Source organism: Opitutus sp. GAS368, assembly GCF_900104925.1.
Lineage (GTDB): Bacteria > Verrucomicrobiota > Verrucomicrobiia > Opitutales > Opitutaceae > Lacunisphaera.
In genome coordinates this window covers 197372-213449 of the sequence record NZ_LT629735.1, presented here as the reverse complement: position 1 = coordinate 213449, position 16078 = coordinate 197372, and the positions used below count along the sequence as shown (strand labels likewise).

17 protein-coding genes are annotated in these 16078 nt (G+C 65.9%); 13 read left to right on the top strand and 4 right to left on the bottom strand.

Annotation, left to right across the window (positions count from 1 at the left end):
• The first annotated feature begins 2 nt into the window (after window positions 1-2).
• From BLU29_RS00905 to BLU29_RS00895, 3 genes are all read left to right on the top strand, one after another.
• On the top strand, window positions 3-782 hold the full coding sequence (locus BLU29_RS00905) for a TIGR00282 family metallophosphoesterase (RefSeq protein ID WP_091054705.1): 780 nt from the start codon (window positions 3-5) through the stop codon (window positions 780-782).
• On the top strand, window positions 782-1624 hold the full coding sequence (locus BLU29_RS00900; protein WP_091054704.1) for a PIG-L family deacetylase: 843 nt from the start codon (window positions 782-784) through the stop codon (window positions 1622-1624). The genes BLU29_RS00905 and BLU29_RS00900 overlap by 1 nt, the downstream gene beginning before the upstream one ends.
• 190 nt (window positions 1625-1814) lie before the next feature.
• Window positions 1815-2228 carry an OsmC family protein gene (locus BLU29_RS00895; protein ID WP_091054703.1) on the top strand — a complete coding sequence of 138 codons (414 nt, stop codon included), beginning with the start codon at window positions 1815-1817 and terminating at the stop codon, window positions 2226-2228.
• Here the strand turns inward: BLU29_RS00895 and BLU29_RS00890 are convergent.
• Window positions 2206-2739, bottom strand: a complete 534-nt coding sequence (locus BLU29_RS00890; protein ID WP_157693539.1) for a hypothetical protein — start codon at window positions 2737-2739, stop codon at window positions 2206-2208. The genes BLU29_RS00895 and BLU29_RS00890 overlap by 23 nt on opposite strands.
• 69 nt (window positions 2740-2808) lie before the next feature.
• Between BLU29_RS00890 and argH the strand changes: the two genes are divergently transcribed.
• From argH to BLU29_RS00875, 3 genes are all read left to right on the top strand, one after another.
• Entirely contained in the window at window positions 2809-4209 is a 1401-nt protein-coding gene (argH, locus tag BLU29_RS00885) for an argininosuccinate lyase (RefSeq protein ID WP_091054701.1), read from the top strand.
• Between the two features lie 171 nt (window positions 4210-4380).
• Window positions 4381-6159, top strand: coding sequence for a DNA mismatch repair endonuclease MutL (mutL, locus tag BLU29_RS00880; protein ID WP_091054700.1), 1779 nt, complete (start codon window positions 4381-4383; stop codon window positions 6157-6159).
• A gap of 86 nt (window positions 6160-6245) precedes the next feature.
• Window positions 6246-8744, top strand: coding sequence for a glycogen/starch/alpha-glucan phosphorylase (locus BLU29_RS00875; protein WP_091054699.1), 2499 nt, complete (start codon window positions 6246-6248; stop codon window positions 8742-8744).
• A 7-nt stretch (window positions 8745-8751) separates the two neighbouring features.
• Here BLU29_RS00875 and BLU29_RS00870 read toward each other — a convergent pair whose 3' ends face one another.
• Window positions 8752-9270 carry a tetratricopeptide repeat protein gene (locus tag BLU29_RS00870; RefSeq protein ID WP_091054698.1) on the bottom strand — a complete coding sequence of 173 codons (519 nt, stop codon included), beginning with the start codon at window positions 9268-9270 and terminating at the stop codon, window positions 8752-8754.
• Between the two features lie 91 nt (window positions 9271-9361).
• Between BLU29_RS00870 and BLU29_RS00865 the strand changes: the two genes are divergently transcribed.
• The 3 genes from BLU29_RS00865 to BLU29_RS00855 are packed head-to-tail and all read left to right on the top strand — an operon-like array spanning window position 9362 to window position 11458.
• Window positions 9362-10855, top strand: coding sequence for a YdbH domain-containing protein (locus tag BLU29_RS00865; protein WP_091054697.1), 1494 nt, complete (start codon window positions 9362-9364; stop codon window positions 10853-10855).
• A 40-nt stretch (window positions 10856-10895) separates the two neighbouring features.
• A complete protein-coding gene (locus BLU29_RS00860; protein WP_091054696.1) occupies window positions 10896-11096 on the top strand; it encodes a YnbE family lipoprotein in 201 nt (66 codons plus the stop codon).
• A 2-nt stretch (window positions 11097-11098) separates the two neighbouring features.
• Window positions 11099-11458 carry a DUF1318 domain-containing protein gene (locus tag BLU29_RS00855; RefSeq protein WP_157693538.1) on the top strand — a complete coding sequence of 120 codons (360 nt, stop codon included), beginning with the start codon at window positions 11099-11101 and terminating at the stop codon, window positions 11456-11458.
• A gap of 6 nt (window positions 11459-11464) precedes the next feature.
• On the opposite strand, the gene BLU29_RS00850 is transcribed toward BLU29_RS00855, so the two are convergent.
• Window positions 11465-11854 carry a hypothetical protein gene (locus BLU29_RS00850; protein WP_091054694.1) on the bottom strand — a complete coding sequence of 130 codons (390 nt, stop codon included), beginning with the start codon at window positions 11852-11854 and terminating at the stop codon, window positions 11465-11467.
• A gap of 252 nt (window positions 11855-12106) precedes the next feature.
• On the opposite strand from BLU29_RS00850, the gene BLU29_RS00845 reads away from it, so the two are divergent.
• The 4 genes from BLU29_RS00845 (at window position 12107) to BLU29_RS00835 (ending at window position 15343) form a co-directional block, all read left to right on the top strand.
• Window positions 12107-13366 carry a nucleoside transporter C-terminal domain-containing protein gene (locus tag BLU29_RS00845; RefSeq protein WP_091054693.1) on the top strand — a complete coding sequence of 420 codons (1260 nt, stop codon included), beginning with the start codon at window positions 12107-12109 and terminating at the stop codon, window positions 13364-13366.
• 160 nt (window positions 13367-13526) lie between these two features.
• Entirely contained in the window at window positions 13527-13658 is a 132-nt protein-coding gene (locus tag BLU29_RS18650) for a hypothetical protein (RefSeq protein ID WP_255401152.1), read from the top strand.
• Window positions 13659-13700: 42 nt separating this feature from the next.
• A complete protein-coding gene (locus BLU29_RS00840; protein WP_091054692.1) occupies window positions 13701-14228 on the top strand; it encodes a gamma carbonic anhydrase family protein in 528 nt (175 codons plus the stop codon).
• 35 nt (window positions 14229-14263) lie between these two features.
• The gene (locus BLU29_RS00835) at window positions 14264-15343 is read left to right on the top strand and encodes a serine hydrolase domain-containing protein (protein WP_091054691.1); all 1080 of its coding nucleotides are present in this window, start codon (window positions 14264-14266) and stop codon (window positions 15341-15343) included.
• A 234-nt stretch (window positions 15344-15577) separates the two neighbouring features.
• On the opposite strand, the gene BLU29_RS00830 is transcribed toward BLU29_RS00835, so the two are convergent.
• The gene (locus tag BLU29_RS00830; protein WP_091054690.1) at window positions 15578-16069 is read right to left on the bottom strand and encodes a dihydrofolate reductase; all 492 of its coding nucleotides are present in this window, start codon (window positions 16067-16069) and stop codon (window positions 15578-15580) included.
• Window positions 16070-16078: the final 9 nt, after the last annotated feature.

Sequence of the window (16078 nt, the reverse complement as noted above, 5' to 3'; positions counted from 1 at the left end):
CCATGAAGCTCCTGTTCATCGGCGACATCGTCGGCAAGCCCGGGCGCGGGATCGTCAGTGCGCTGGTGCCGAAGGTCCGCGCCGAACGGGGCATCGATTTTGTCATCGCCAACGGCGAGAATGCCGCGGCTGGCGCGGGCATTACGGGTTCCCTGTGCTCGGCCATCCTCGCGGCGGGCGTCGACGTCATCACGCTCGGCGACCACGTGTGGGACCAGAAGGGATTTGAGCACGAGATCACCACGCTGGAGCGCGTATGCCGCCCGGCCAACCTGCCGGCCGGTTGTCCGGGGCGCGACCATGTCATTGTCGAGAAGGACGGTTTCCGCCTGCTGGTGTTCACCGTGTTGGGCCGCAGCTTCATGGGCCTGAAGGCCGAGTGTCCTTTCCTCGGGGCGGATGCGCTGCTCAAGAGACTGGCCGGCCAGTTCGACGGCGCGCTGGTCGAGATCCATGCCGAGGCGACTTCTGAAAAGCAGGCCATGGGCTGGCACTTGGACGGGCGCGTCACGGCTGTGCTGGGCACGCACACGCACGTGGCCACGGCCGATACATCGCTGTTGCGCAAGCAGACGGCTTTCATGTGCGATGTCGGCATGACCGGCCCGCACGAGTCGGTGCTGGGCCGCGAGATCGAGCCCGTCGTCGGCCGGTTCCTCGACGGCATGCCGCGCCGCTTCGAGGTGGCCACGGGCGACAACCGCCTGTCGGTCGCGGTGGTGGAGTTCGCGAAAACAGGTCGCGCCGAGCGCATCGAATGGCTTAGCCTGAAACTGCCCTGATGAGATTCGCTTCCCCCACCGCCGATGCCTATGTGCCGGATCGCCGCCCTCTGGCAGCGGCGCTGGCGCGCACCACGCACCTCTGCCTCGCCGCGCATCAGGACGACATCGAGATTCTCGCCTATCACGGCATCAGCGCGGCCTACGCCCGGCGCACGTTCACCGGCGTGGTCATCACCGACGGCGGGGGCAGTCCGCGCGCGGGAAAGTTTGCGAAATTTTCAGACGAGGAGATGAGGGCGGTCCGCCGGGTGGAGCAACGCCGCGCGGCCCGGCTCGGCCACTATGGTGCCATGCTCCAGCTCGCGCACCCCAGCGCCGTGGTCAAGGATCCGCGCCGCCTCGAGGTCGTGGCGGATCTCGCGGCCATCCTGCGGGCCACGGCGCCCGACGTCGTCTACCTGCACAATCCCGCCGACAAGCACGACACCCATGTGGCCTGTTTCCAGCGTTGTCTCGAGGCGCTGCGTTCGCTGCCGGCGCGGCTCCGCCCCAAGGCCGTCTACGGCTGCGAGGTCTGGCGCAACCTCGACTGGCTGCTCGATACCGACAAGGTCGTGCTCGACGATTCCGCCCGGCCGAAGCTCGCCGCCCAGCTCATCGCGGCCTTTGCGTCGCAGATCGCCGGCGGCAAGCGTTACGACCTGGCCATCGCCGGCCGGCGCCTCGCCAACGCCACCTTCCACGCCTCGCACGCCACCGACCGCGCCACGGCGCTTACGTGGGCGATGGACCTGACGCCGCTGGTGCAGGACGACAAACTCTCCGTTGAGAAATACACCCTCGGCCACCTCGACCGGCTTCGCGCCGATGTGGCCGCGCGGCTGCGGCGTTTCAAGTAAGAGGGGGCAATCGCGGAAACACGCGGAAGGACTGGAAGGCGGAACTATTCCCGCACCTGTCATCCTGAACGAAGTGAAGGGTCCAGTGATGTCACGGCCAGCTGGATTCTTCGCTGCGCTCAGAATGACAAACCATGGGACGGCCGGTTTTTTTGTGTCTTTTCGTGACTTTTTGTGGCCAACTTCTCCCATGGTCAAAAGCACCGGCACCTACCAAGGCGAGCTCAACTGCCAGCTCACGCACGGCCCCTCGGGCCAGAAGATCGAGACCGACGCGCCCAAGGACAACCACGGCCGCGGCCTGGCGTTCTCGCCGACGGACCTGACCGCCGCGTCGTTCGCCTCCTGCATGGTCACGACCATGGCAATTGCGGCGAAGACCAAGCTTGGCTTCGACATTCCCGGCGTGCGCTGGGAGGTGACCAAGGAGATGTCGGCCGACGCCCCGCGGCGCATCGTGCGCCTCGCGACGCAGGTCTGGTTCCCTTTCCCGAAGTCGAAGGACCCGGCCGGCGTGCTGGAGAAGGCCGCGCTCAACTGTCCGGTGCATCACAGCCTGCACCCGGCGATCGAGCGTCCCGTCACTTTCCACTGGGCGGAGTGACGGCGGGCCGGTCGGGCCGTTTCGGATCCACGAACTCGTAGGTCGAGTTGAAGATCAGCTCGATGCCGTCCGCCATGATGCGGACCTTGATCTTGCCGGAGGTGGCGGTGGCGGGCTGCACCCGGCCGGTGACCGAGCGGGGCTTGTTCCTGTGGTTGAACGCTTCGCCGGTGAAGTCGGCGGTCTCGCCGCGGGCCATGCTGGCCAGGTCCGTGTCCGTGAGGGTGATGGTGATCCGGCCGGTCTCCCCCCAAAAAAACCACGGCACGACCTTGGCCTCGTAGGTGGTGGCGAGGGTGGAGTCCTTCCGCTCGAACGTGCCCGTGGTGAGGCGCACGCTGCCGATATAAATGGAGGTCTTCATCGGAGCCACCTTGACATGTTCCCAGTTGGTCAGGTCGGACGCGGCCGGCGCGCGCAGGCCGCCGGCAGCACCCAGCAGCAGGCACAGATACAGTCTCAGGCGCGACATCATCATGAATACTTCACCATGGATGGGCGGAGGTTGCACGCAAACTGGATTTACCCGGAAGAATTTCCGCGTTGCCAAGACCGGCAGCGGGCCGTTGCTTCGCCCCCTATGGCAAAGCAGGCGCAAGCCACCTGGGGTGGACGTTTCTCGGCGGGCCCCGCCGAGCTGATGCTGCGTTTCAGCGAATCGGTCTCGTTCGACCGTCGTCTCGCCCCGTTCGACATCCAGGGCAGCAAGGCCCACTCGGCCATGCTCGCGAAGGTCGGCCTGATCAGCCAAAAGGAACGCGACGCCATCCACCGGGGCCTCGACGCCATCGGGCGCGAGATCGCCGCCGGCCAGTTCACCTGGCACACGAAGTTCGAGGATGTGCACATGAACATCGAGCAGGCGCTGACCAGGCGCGTGCCCGCCGCCGCCAAGCTGCACACCGCGCGCAGCCGCAACGACCAGGTCGCGACCGACATGCGGCTCTATTTCAAGGCCGCGTGCGCCGAGATCATCGGCCACATCACCGCCGCCCAGCGCGCCATCCTGAAGGTCGCGGAGAAGAACCGCGACGTGCTCATTCCCGGCTATACGCACCTGCAGCGGGCCCAGCCGGTGTTCCTCGCGCACCACCTCTTCGCCTACCTCGAAATGCTGGCGCGCGACGCCGAGCGCTTCGCCACGGTGGCGGACCACGCCAACTGGTGCCCGCTCGGCTCCGGCGCCATCGCCGGCACGACGCTGCCGATCGATCGCGAGTTCACGGCGAAACTGCTGGGCTTTGTGGACGAGGCCGGCCGGCCGCGGGCGACGCGGAACAGCATGGGCGCGGTCAGCGACCGGGACACCTACATCGAGTTTGCGGCCGCGTGTGCGCTGGCCGGCGTGCATTTCTCCCGCATCGCGGAGGACCTCATCCTCTGGGCGAGCCATGAATTCAAGTTCGTGGATCTGCCCGACGCGTTCTGCACCGGCTCGAGCCTGATGCCCCAGAAGAAAAATCCCGACTCGCTGGAGCTGCTTCGCGGCAAGTCGGCCCGGCTGCAGGGCAACCTGCACACGCTGCTCGTGCTCGTGAAGGGCCTGCCGCTCACCTACAACCGCGACCTCCAGGAGGACAAGCCGCCGGTTTTCGACAGCCACGACCAGACGGTGCTGTGCCTGCAGGTGCTGGCCGGCACGATCGCGGGCCTGAAGATGAACCGGGCGAAGTGCGCCACGGCCGTCGCGGATCCCGCGTTGCTGGCCACCGACCTCGCCGACTATCTCGTGCGCCGGGGTGTCGCCTTCCGCGAGGCGCACCATGCCGTGGGCGCGGTCGTGCGGCTGGCGGAGGAGAAGAAAGTGGCGCTCGACCGCCTGACGCTGGCCGAGGTCCGCACCGTGCACCCCGGGTTTGCCCGGGACTGGGTGGAATCCTTCCACCTGCAGAAGGCCATGGCCCGCCGCCAGGGCACGGGCATGCCCGGCCCGGCGCAGGTCGCGCTGCAGTTCAAACGCTGGGCGAAGCTGCTGGGGTAATGTCGTCATCAATTCTCGCTTCACTCTTGTTTGTCATTCTGAGCGCAGCGAAGAATCCACGGCACCGATCATGATATCATCTGCGAACGCATGGATTCTTCGCTGCGCTCAGAATGACAGTGCCGGGAAATTAGTGTTCATTAGTGTGGCTTAGTGGTTTTCCGAACTGCCATGCCGACCATCCGTATCCTCTCAGACCGGGTAGCGAACCAGATCGCCGCCGGCGAGGTCATCGAGCGCCCGGCCGCGGTGGTGAAGGAGCTGGTCGAGAACAGCCTCGACGCCGGCGCCACGCGCATCGAGGTGGAGTTCCGCCACGGCGGGCGCAGCTACATCCGCGTCGAGGACAACGGCAGCGGCATGACCAAGGACGACGCGCTGCTCTCGCTCGAACGGCACGCGACCAGCAAGCTTCTGGAGACGGCCGACCTCGGCCGGCTGGACACCTTCGGCTTTCGCGGCGAGGCCGTGCCGTCCATCGCCAGCGTTTCCCATTTCGAATTGCAGACGCGGCCCGCCACGGGTCCGGGGACGGAAATCGTCATCAACGGCGGCAAGCTGGTGCACGTGCGCGAGTGCGGCCTGGCGCCCGGCACGCGCACGACCGTCACCCACCTGTTCAACTCGGTGCCCGCGCGCCGGAAGTTCCTCAAGACCGACGCCACCGAGTCGGCGCACATCATCCAGACCGTGCGGCTCTACGCGCTGGCTTGTCCCGCCACGGCGTTCACCCTTGTGGAGGACGGCCGGGTGCTGTTCCAGTCGCCCGTGTGTTCGACGCTGGCCGAGCGCGTCGCCGAGATTTTCGGCCGGCAGCTGGCGGGGGACCTGCTTCCCGTCGAGATGACCGAGTCGGGACTGAAGCTCAGCGGGCTCATCGGCAAGCCCGGCGTCAGTCGCGCCACGCGCCATGAGATGTTGCTGTTCGTCAACCGCCGGCCGGTGGACAGCCGCACGCTGAATTACGCGCTGATCGAGTCCTATGCGACGTCGCTGGCCAAGGGGCGCTACCCGGTGGCGGTGCTCTTCCTGAACCTCGACCCGGCGGCGGTGGACGTGAACGTGCACCCCGCGAAGCGCGAGGTGCGTTTCCGCAGCGAGGGTGCGGTGCGCGGCTTTGTGATCCGTGCCGTGCTGCAGACGTTGCGGGAGTTCAACGCGCCCGCTCCGGCCGAGCCGGCGGACCATTTGCCCGGTGACCCGCAGCGCCCGGCTCTCGCGCCCATTCCTGTTCCAAGTGTGATGTCGCAACCGTTCCGGCCGTTCACGCGCGCGCCGTTCACGGTGGAGATCCACCCCCAGCCGGCCGCGCCGGTCCCCGCTGCTCCGGCGAATCCGCCCCCGCTGGCGCGCGCGCCGCTGCCGGCCTCTTCCCTGATGGGCTGGCGCTTCCTGGGCACGGCGCACGGCGATTATGCGCTGTTCGAGGCGCCGGGCGGGGTGGTGGTGCTCGACCGGCGCGCGGCGCATGAACGTGTCTGGTTCGAGCGGTTGCAGGCTGAGTTTGCCCAAGGCGAGGTCGCCAGCCAGCGGCTGCTGTTCGCGCTGCCGGTGGAACTGGACGCCATCGCCAGCGCGCTGCTGACCGACCGGTTGAAGTTCCTGCACGCGCATGGCCTTGAAGTCGCCGAGTTCGGCCGGAATTTCTTCCGGATCGAGGCTGTGCCGGCCTGGCTGGAGCCGGCCGACGCGGAAACCTTCCTGCGCGATGTGCTCGGGCTGATGCGCGAAGGCCGGCTCGACGAAAAGAAGGCCGACCTCGCCAACGAGGAACTGGCCCGGCTGGCGGCGCAGAAGGCCGTGCGGTTGCCGGTGGCGGTCAGCGAAGCCGAGGCGCTTACGCTGGTCGCCCGGCTTTTTGCCTGCACCCAGCCGCATACCAGCCCGGTGGGCCGGCCGACGCATTTTGAGCTGAGCAAGGGGGAGTTGGGGCGGCGTTTCCAGCGCTGAGGGCGGGGGAGGAGGTTAAGATTGGGCGGCCGGGCTAATCCCGCCTTGCCTGTCGCGTTGGCACGACTTGTGATTCCCTCCCTCCCATGCCTTCGAAAGCCACCGCCGCCAAGCCGGGCAAGAGCCCGGGCCGTCCGCCCGCCGACTCGCCCGCGGCAATTTTCCGCGCCCTGATCCAGCGCCATCTGGTCTCGACCCTGGCGCGTCACGAGGGCTCGGCCACGCCGCGCGACTGGTGGGTGGCGACCGCGCTCGCCGTGCGCGACACCATCCACGAACGCATGATCGCGACGCAGGCGGTGCACAACGCGAACAACGTCCGCCGCATCTACTATTTCTCGCTCGAATACCTCATGGGCCGCCTGTTCGGCAACAACCTGCTCGCCACCGGCCTGATGGACACGGCGAAGGCCGCGCTCGCGTCACTCGGCCAGGATTTCGAGAAGATCCGCGAGGCCGAGGTGGACATGGGCCTGGGCAACGGCGGCCTGGGCCGCCTCGCCGCGTGTTTCCTCGATTCGCTGGCCACGCTCGACTACCCGGCGCTCGGCTACGGCATTTATTACGAGTTCGGGCTGTTCCGCCAGGCCTTCGCGGCCAACGGCCAGCAGGTGGAGCATCCCGACAACTGGATCCTCTTTGGCGACCCGTGGGAGGTGGCCCGGCCGGAATACACCCAGGAGGTGCGCTTCTACGGCCGCATCGAGAACGTGTTCGACGACCACGGCAACTACCGCCCCCGCTGGGTGGACACCAAGACCATCCTTGGCGTGCCGCACGACATCCCGACCGCGGGTTTTGGCACCGGCACCGTGAACCTGCTCCGCCTGTGGGCCTCGAAATCCTCCGAGGACTTCGACCTCGCGGCCTTCAACCGCGGCGGCTATGTCGAAGCGGTCCGGGAGAAGGCCATCGGCGAGACCGTCTCGAAGGTGCTTTACCCGAACGACAAGACCGAGACCGGCAAGGAGCTGCGCCTGATGCAGCAGTATTTCTTCGTTGCCTGCTCGCTGCGCGACATCATCCGCCGCCACTTCCGCAACCCGGCCAACAGCTGGAAGAACTTCGCCGGCAAGGTCGCGGTACAGCTCAATGACACGCACCCTGCCATCGCCGTCGTGGAGCTCACGCGCATCCTGATCGACGAGCACGGCTTCACCCTCGCCGCCGCGTGGGAGATTGTCGGGGCGACCTTCGCCTACACCAACCACACGCTCCTGCCCGAGGCGCTCGAGAAATGGAGTGTGGGGCTCTTCGAGCGCGTGCTGCCGCGGCACCTGCAGCTCATCTACGACATCAACGCGCAATTGCTGAAGGCGGTGGAAACAAAATGGCCCGGCGACAACGAGAAGAAGCGCATCTGCTCACTCATCGAGGAGAACGGGCACAAGCAGGTCCGCATGGCCAACCTGGCCGTCGCCGGCTCGCACGCCGTCAACGGCGTGGCCGCGCTGCACACCGACCTGCTCAAGAAGAACCTCTTCCCGGAGTTCGATGCCCTCTACCCGGGCAAATTCCAAAACAAGACCAACGGCATCACGCCCCGCCGCTGGCTGCACAAGGCCAACCCGCGTCTCTCGGCGCTCATCACGAAGAAGCTTGGTTCCGCCGCCTGGGTGCGCGGCCTCGATCAGCTCCACGGGCTCGAGAAATCCGCCGGCGACGCCGCGTTCCAGAAGGAATTCATGGCCATCAAGCGGGCCAACAAGGTGGACCTCGCGGCCGTCATCAAGGCCGAGTGCGGGGTCGACGTCTCGCCCGACGCGCTCTTCGACGTCCAGATCAAGCGCCTGCACGAATACAAGCGCCAGCACCTGAACCTGCTCCACATCCTCGCGCTCTACCGCCGGCTGTTGCAGAACCCCGGTCTCGACATCGTGCCGCGCGTCTTTGTCTTCGGCGCCAAGGCCGCGCCGGGCTACGACCTGGCGAAGAACATCATCCGCGCCATCAACGTCGTCGGCGCGCACATCAACACCGACCCCCGCATCGGCGGGAAGCTCAAGGTCGTCTTCCTGCCGAACTACCGCGTGTCCCTTGCCGAGAAGATCATCCCGGCGGCCGACCTCTCGGAGCAGATCTCCACCGCCGGCAAGGAGGCCTCGGGCACCGGCAACATGAAGCTCTCGCTCAACGGGGCGCTGACCATCGGCACCCTCGATGGCGCCAACGTCGAGATCAAGGAGGAGGTCGGCGACGAGAACATCTTCATCTTCGGCCTCAACGTCGACGAGGTCGCCGCGCTGTGGGCGAAGGGTTACAAGCCCTGGGACTTCTATCAGGCCGATGAGGAACTGCGCGCCGTGCTCGACTGGCTCGGCAGCGACTTCTTCACGCCCGGCGAGCACGGGGCGTTTGCGCTCGTGCACGACAGCCTGCTGTCGGGCGGCGATCCCTACCTGGTGCTGGCGGACTTCCGCCGTTACTGCGATTGTCAGGCCCGGGTGGACGCGGCCTACCGGGACAAGGCGAAGTGGGCGAAGATGGCCATCCTCAACACCGCGCGTCTCGGCAAGTTCTCCAGCGACCGCACCATCCGCGAATACGCGAAGGACATCTGGAGCCTCAAGCCGGTGAAGGTCTGAGCTGGCGCTATTGCTTCTTGGAGACGCCGTAGAACTGCTCGGGCTCCTCTTCCGTGCCGGTGTCGATGACCTTCTTGAGATGGGGGGCGAGCTTGGACTTCATCCTGACCAGCATGTCGTAATCGGCCTGCGCGAGGCCGGCCTTGCCGCTCAGCGCATAAAGGGCGCCGCGATACATGTAAGCCTCGGCCATCTTGGGTTTGAGCTCAATGGCGCGGTTGTAGTGCTGCAACGAGGCGGCGTAGCGGTCCTGGCCCTGCTTGCGCAGGACATACGCGAGGTTGTTGTGCGCTTCGGCCATCTTTTCGTTGATGGCCAGCGCCGCTTCGAACTGTTGCTGGGCGGCGGCCCACTGCTTCTTGAACAGCATCACGGTGCCGTCGTTGAAGAACGTGACCTCGAGGGCATCATGGCGGGCCGGCGCGCTGCTGCTGCCCGTCGAAGGCGGGGGCGGAGGCGAGGCGCTGGGGGAGGCGGACGCGACCGTGGCAACGAGAAGAGACAGTGCGAGCAACGACTTTTTCATGGCGGAAAAGGATTCTGGTTGTAGGTATGGGCCCATCATGATGCTAGCCATCCCGGTCCGGGTGCCGAGTTTTTTAAAGTAACAGAACGGCATGACTATAACCCTGAGCAAACGCCGCATGCTGCTGGGCGCGGCCGGGCTGGCCGTCACGCTGTTGACGGCGGGCCTGCTGGCGCGGCAGGCGCTAACCGGTCTCGCCGTGAATGCCCTGCTGCAGCTGGCGGGCGCCTCCGAGATCAAGTTCACGATCACCGAGGCCTCGCCGTGGCGGGTGGTCGTGGAGGACATCGGCTTCTCGGTCCGCACGCAGGGGTTTGCCGCCAAGCGCGTGACCTTCACCCGCGCGCACTGGTGGACCCCCTCGCTCGGCACCGTCCGCGTGGAGCAGGCCCGCGTGCCCATCACTGTCGACGGATCGGACACCAGTCCCTTCACCTGGTCCACCTACCAGAACGGCCAGGCGAAGGTCCAGCCGTGGCAGACGCCGCTGGAGGAGCTGGCCCTGGACGGTCGGTTGGTGGTGAAGGCCGCCGCGGTGCCCGCGCAGGAAATTACCGTGAAGCTTGAGGCGCGCCTGACGCCCGGAAACACCTGGACCGGCCACGTGCAGGCGGATGGTCCCGGCCTCAGCGTGCAGGGGGAGGGCAGCTATGACATGACGCGGGACGAGCTGGCTTTCAAGCTGCCCGCGGTGGCGCTTGACGTGAAGGCGTGGCAGGAATTTGTGCGCCGGATCGTGCTGCTTCCCGGCGGGGCGTGGGAGCTTGAGGGAAAGTTCACCGGCAGCGCGGAAGGCCGGCTGGTGGGGAAGAAGCTGACCACCACCGGCACCGTGCGCTTGCGTGACGGGCGGGCCAGCAATACCGCCCTCGCTGTAACGGCCGAGGGCCTGGAGGCCAACTTGGAGTTCACCGATTTCGTCCGGTTCGCCACCAAGCCAGGCACCATGCGGATCCGCGAGGTGCGAACGGGTCAGCTGGCGCTGCAGGATCTCGATTGCGTCTTTGCCTTCGCGGACACCAACAAGATGGTCGTCAGCAAGGCGACGTTCAAGGCCCTCGGGGGGACCGTGGCGATGGAACCCTTCAACTACTTCCTCAGTTTGCGCGAGCTCGAGACCGTGGTGCTGGTGGAAGGCATCGATGTCGAGCAAGTCATGGCACTGACCAAGGATCTGCCGGCCAAGGCCGTGGGCCGCGTGAACGGGCGCTTCCCGATCCGCATCGACGACAGCGGCCTGCGGCTCGGCACGGGCTGGTTGGAGCTCAAGCCCGGCGTTTACGCCGAAATCCAGTTCAATGCCAACGGCCTGCTCACCGGTGGCGCCTCGCCCAGCAGCCCGAGCTACGCCGTGCTTAAGAAGGTCGAGTCCGGCCTGCTCAAGCTCAAGATCACCGAGATGCGGCTCGACATCCGGCCGCCCGGCGCCCCGCCGGGCCGTTCCGCCCAGTTGCATCTGGCCGGCGAACCGGTGGACCCCAACGTGAAGGCGCCGGTGATTCTCGACCTCAATGTCAACGGCCCGCTGGAAAGGCTCATCAACCTCGGGCTCGACTCCCGCGTCAGTTTCGGGTCCAAACCTTGAAACCTTTGACCTCTGGCGCTGACTAAGCTTCACCTCCCGCATGAACCGTCGACACCTTTTGACCCTCGCCCTTGCGCCGCTCCTGCTGGGCGGCTGCCTCAACGTCACGACCGCGCCCATCGAGGTGAAGCCGATCCACATCACGGTCGACGTGAACGTGAAGGTGGAGAAGGCGCTCGACGATTTCTTCGGCGACCTCGACAAGAAGTCCGCCACGATCGCTCACGAGGAGACCAAATGACCATGAAAACCCGACTCTGCACCCTGTTTGCCGCCCTCTGCCTGCTGACGGTCACGGCCTTCGCCGAAACCGCGGCCGACATCCGCCATCGCATGGAACAACGCCTGCCGCAGATCGATGCGTTCAAAGCCCGGGAAATCCTCGGGGAGAACAACCGCGGCCTCCTCGAGGAGCGCAAGCCCGGCTCCGGCAGCGTGGTATCCGACGAGAACCGCGACCGCGAGGCGGTCTATGCCCTCATTGCCAAGGAGACCGGCGCCTCCTCCGATTCGGTCGCCCGGGCCCGCGCCAAGCAGATCGCCGCGAACAGCAAGCCTGGCGTCTGGCTGCAGGATGAGTCCGGCGCGTGGAAGAAGAAATAGGCGGCTTCAGCCGCCTTTCACGTTGCTGAGCCCGATGCGCTTGACGGCCGTGGCCTTTTCGCCCGTGGCGAGGTCCACGACCCAGAATTCGCAGTAGGAGTGCCCGCCATAGACCTGGGCGTCGCTGGCGTACCGAAGCTCGTAGGCGGCGCCGGATTTGGCGTCCAGCGGCAGCTCGGTGCGCGCGATAAAGACCCCGCGGTTGAATTCGACCGCCAGGCGATGCTGGCCCGCGGTGAGTGACACCGGCTGGTTCCAACCTTTGCGCCCGACGGTCACGGCCCGTCCGTCCACCGCGATGATGAACGCGGTGAAGTTGTCGAGCAGCGTGCTCGACTCTTGCGAACCGCGGATGCTGGCGGGCGGCAGTGCGACCTTCGCGGGGCCGGCGGGCACCGGACCGGTTGGCGCGGCCGCAGGTGCCAGTTTGCCGGCAGGAGCCGGAGCGCTGGTGCAACCGGCGAGCAGCAGGGCAGCCAGCAGAGGGAGGGAGAAACTTCGCAACGGCATCGGGACGACTAAAGCCCGGCGACCGGGGCGGTTTCAACCCTGGAGTTGGGCGCCGGGTGGGCCGGCCGGCCACTATCGGGGTTGAATTCACGGGCCGGCTTGCGCAGTGTCCGCGCAACCTACACCCCAATCCCCTCTATGGACCGTCTACATGGTTTGCTCGGCGTCGCCTTCATCCTCGGCATTGCGATCCTGTTTTCGAACAACCGCTCACGCATCAACTGGCGGCTCGTGGGCACCGGCATCGCGCTGCAGGTGGTGATCGCCCTCCTGATCTTCAAGGTCGGGCCGGTGGCGCGGTTCTTTTCCATCCTTGGCCATGGCATGGGCAAGCTCGAGGAGTTCGCCCGGCAGGGCGCGGCCTTCGTCTACGGCGGCATCATCGTGGATCAGTTCGGCCAAACCGGCAACTACCTCGCCGGCGGCTTCGTCTTCGCCTTCAACGTCACGGCAACCATCATCCTGGTCTGCGCGCTGGTGGCCATCCTCTACCACTTCGGCATCATGCAGCGGGTGGTGGCGATCATCGCCCGGGCGATGAACTTTGTCATGCGGGTCAGCGGCGCGGAGGCGCTGAGCAACGTCGCCAGCGCCTTTGTCGGCCAGGTGGAGGCGCAGGTGATGATCCGGCCTTACCTCGCGGGCATGACCAACAGCGAGCTGCTCGCCTCGATGAGCGGCAGCCTCGCCTGCATCGCCGGCGGCATCCTGGTCGTCTACGCCAACATGGGCGCCGCGGCTGGCATGGACCTCGCCCCCAAGCTGATCACCGCCTCGCTGATGGCCGCGCCGGGCGCGCTGGTCATCGCCAAGATCGTCTTCCCCGAGACGCAGGAGAGCCAGACAATGGGCACGGTGAAGCTCGAGGTGAAGAGCGGCTACAGCAACGTGATCGACGCCGTGTCGCACGGGGCGGGGGACGGCTTCAAGATCGCGATGAACGTCATCGCCATGCTCATCGGGTTCATCGCCGTCATCGCCTGCATCGACTGGATCCTGGTTGCCATCGGCCACCTGTTCAACCCGGGCTTCGACCTCACCTTGAACTGGATCTTCGGCAAATTCTTCTACCCGATGGCCTGGGCGATGGGCGTGCCTTCCGAGGACATCAACAATGTGGCGACGCTGCTCGGCCAGAAGCTGACGATCAACGAATTCGTGGCCTTCCAGAACCTGACCACGCACCGGGTGCCGATTGTCACGGAGAAGGGCTTGCTCATCCTCAGCATCGCCATCTGCGGCTTCGCCAATTTCAGCAGCGTCGGCATGCAGATCGGCGGCATCGGCGCCCTCGCGCCCGAGCGTCGCACTGACCTGGCCAAGCTCGGCCTGAAGGCCCTCCTTTGCGGCACGCTCGCCTCGTATCTCTCGGCGACCTTGGCCGGCATCATCATCTGAACGGCGCGCGGATAAGGCCGCGCCCTAGTCTCGCTACAGGCTTTGCCTGAGGGGATTGAAGATCTGGTAAAAGCCCTCAAGCCGGCCGCGCGCGGGCCGGTTTGCACTGGCTGGTAACGTCCCGCGGGATTCATCGTCTCACCAACGGGCCACCACCAACATGAACCTAATCGATCTCATTATGATGCTCGGCGGACTGACGGCGGCGCTCGCGGTGGGCGTCGTCTGCGGTTTGGGGCTGCTCGTCTGGCTGGCCGGCGGCAAATCGCTGCCACCCAAACCCGGCCACTGACTGCATGCTTGGCGCCGGACCAACTCCGGCTAGAGTCCGCGCATGGATCTCAAGCAGCGGCTGGCGCGGCATCTCGGCAAGAAACCCGACACGGCGCGGGCCGCCTTTGTCGCGGCGAACGCGACGGTGCTCGGCGACGTGAGTCTTGGAGCCCACAGCAGCGTGTGGTATGGCTGCGTGCTGCGCGGTGACATCAACTCGATCGAGATCGGGGAGGGCACCAATATCCAAGACCTGACGATGGTCCACCTGGCGGACGACCATGGCGTCAAGGTCGGCCGTTACTGCACCATCGGCCACAGCGCCATCATTCATGCTTGCGAGGTCGGCGACGAGTGCCTGATCGGCATGGGGGCCACCATCATGGACGGCGCGAAGATCGGCGATCACTGCATCGTCGGGGCGAACTCGCTGGTGACGCAGCGTTTTGTCGCGCCGCCGGGATCAATGATTCTTGGTTCACCGGCCAAGGTGGTCCGTCCGCTGGCCGGGCCGGAGCTGCTGGGGCTGCGTGGCTGGGCGGAGAAATATATTGAGGTCGCCAAAGCCCACGCCGCTCTGCGAGCTTAGCGTCGCCCGGCATCTGCCTATTCCGCTTTTTACCCATGGGCCAATTTCTCCCCGGTTTGTCTCTCGCCGTTTTCAGCGCGGCCGGGGCGGTGCAAGCCGCCATACCGGCCAACCTTGATGAGACGCTCCAAAAATGGCTGGAGCAGCGACCGGGCGGCATTGTGATTGCCTATGTGAATGCCGACGGCGTCACCTTTTATAACGCCGGTAAATTGGACGACGCGGCCGGAGTTTCCGCGATCACGCCCGATACGCAGTTCGAGATCGGCTCAATCACCAAGGTATTCACGGCCGTGCTGCTCGCCGATGCGGTTCAGGCGGGCAAGGTGTTGTTGGAGGCGCCGGTCGGACCGCCCTTCGCCCCCAGTCGGGTTACTTATCTGCAGCTTGCCACCCACACCGCGGGACTGCCGCTCACGTATGCGGACAAAATCGGTTACGATTTGCCCAATCCCTATGCGGGGGAGACACTGACGTCGCTGCTGGAATTATTTGCGTCGGTTGCGCCGACGGCGAAACCGGGCCCGGGGCTGTTCAATTCGAATCTCAGTTTTGCGGTCCTTGGCCAGGCCCTGGCCAGCGCCTGGGGGAAGTCGTATGCCGACTTGCTGAAGGAACGGGTGTTGAGGCCGCTGGAACTCAATGACACGGTTATTTCCTGGCGCGAAGCCGGCGCCGCCCGCCTGGCGCCGGGCCATAACAAGGCCGGGATGATCGTGCACTGGGATCTGAACGCTTACGCTCCCGCCCTGGCGATGGTTTCAACCAGTCGGGACCTGGCGAAATTCGTGCAAGCCTGCCTCGGGCTGAGAACCACGCCCTTGCAGGCGGTGCTGGCGGAAACATTGCGTCCGCGGGTGTCAGGTTATGTTCCCACGCGGCAGATTGGTCTCGCCTGGCAGATTGAACGGCGCGACGACTCCACGCTGATCTGGCATAATGGGGCCACGGGCGGCTACCGGAGCTTTGTTGCGCTCAATCCAGCCAGGAAGACCGGCATAGTGATTCTCGCGAATCAATCCCACAGCCTGGAATCGCTGGGTTTCAACCTGCTGGCGGGGCAGATGCCACCGCCCAACGCCTCCACCGTCCCCGTGGAGAAGCGGCCCGAGTGAGAGTTTCCGGGCAGCTATCCGTTCACGGCATCTTTCGTCATGGCAATCACCGCGGACGGCAAGCCGCTGTTCCTGCAGGCCACCAACCAGTCGCGCCTTAAGCTGCGGCCGCCCGCCGCTACAGCATCACCGGTGTGAAGGCGGAGATCTGGTTAGAGCGCGATGGCGCGGGGAAATCATGGCGTTCGCCCTGCATTAAATGGCCCGGGCCCGCGCGGGACCAGAACGCCGTGATTAGGGAACGCGCTCCAGCACGCTGAAGGTATACCGGTAGTTCGCGTCGCGGCTTTCCTTCCGCCACGACTCGCGCCAGGGCAGGTGCCGCCATTCGGGGAACCAGGTGTCGCCCGGAACCTCGGCATGCACGAGCGTCAGCAGGAGACGGTCGGCGATTGGCAGCGTCTCCTCATAAATCCGTTGGCCGCCGCAGATCATGATTTCGCCGGGCAGGGTCTGCGCGATGGCCAAGGCCTCGGCGACAGTGCCGGCGAGGCGCACGCGATCCGACGCCAGCGATTGGTCGCGGGTGATCACCACGGGCTGGCGGCCATCGGCGAGCGCTTTGGACCAGCTCGCGAAACCGATCCGGCCGAGCACGACGGTCTGGCCGGCGGTCTTGGCGTGGAACCAGGCCTTGTCCTCCGGGATATGGAAGGGCAGCCGGCCGGCGCGGCCCATGACGCGGTTTTCGGCGCAGGCGACAATCAGGTTGAGCGGCTTGGGCATTGCGGTGTT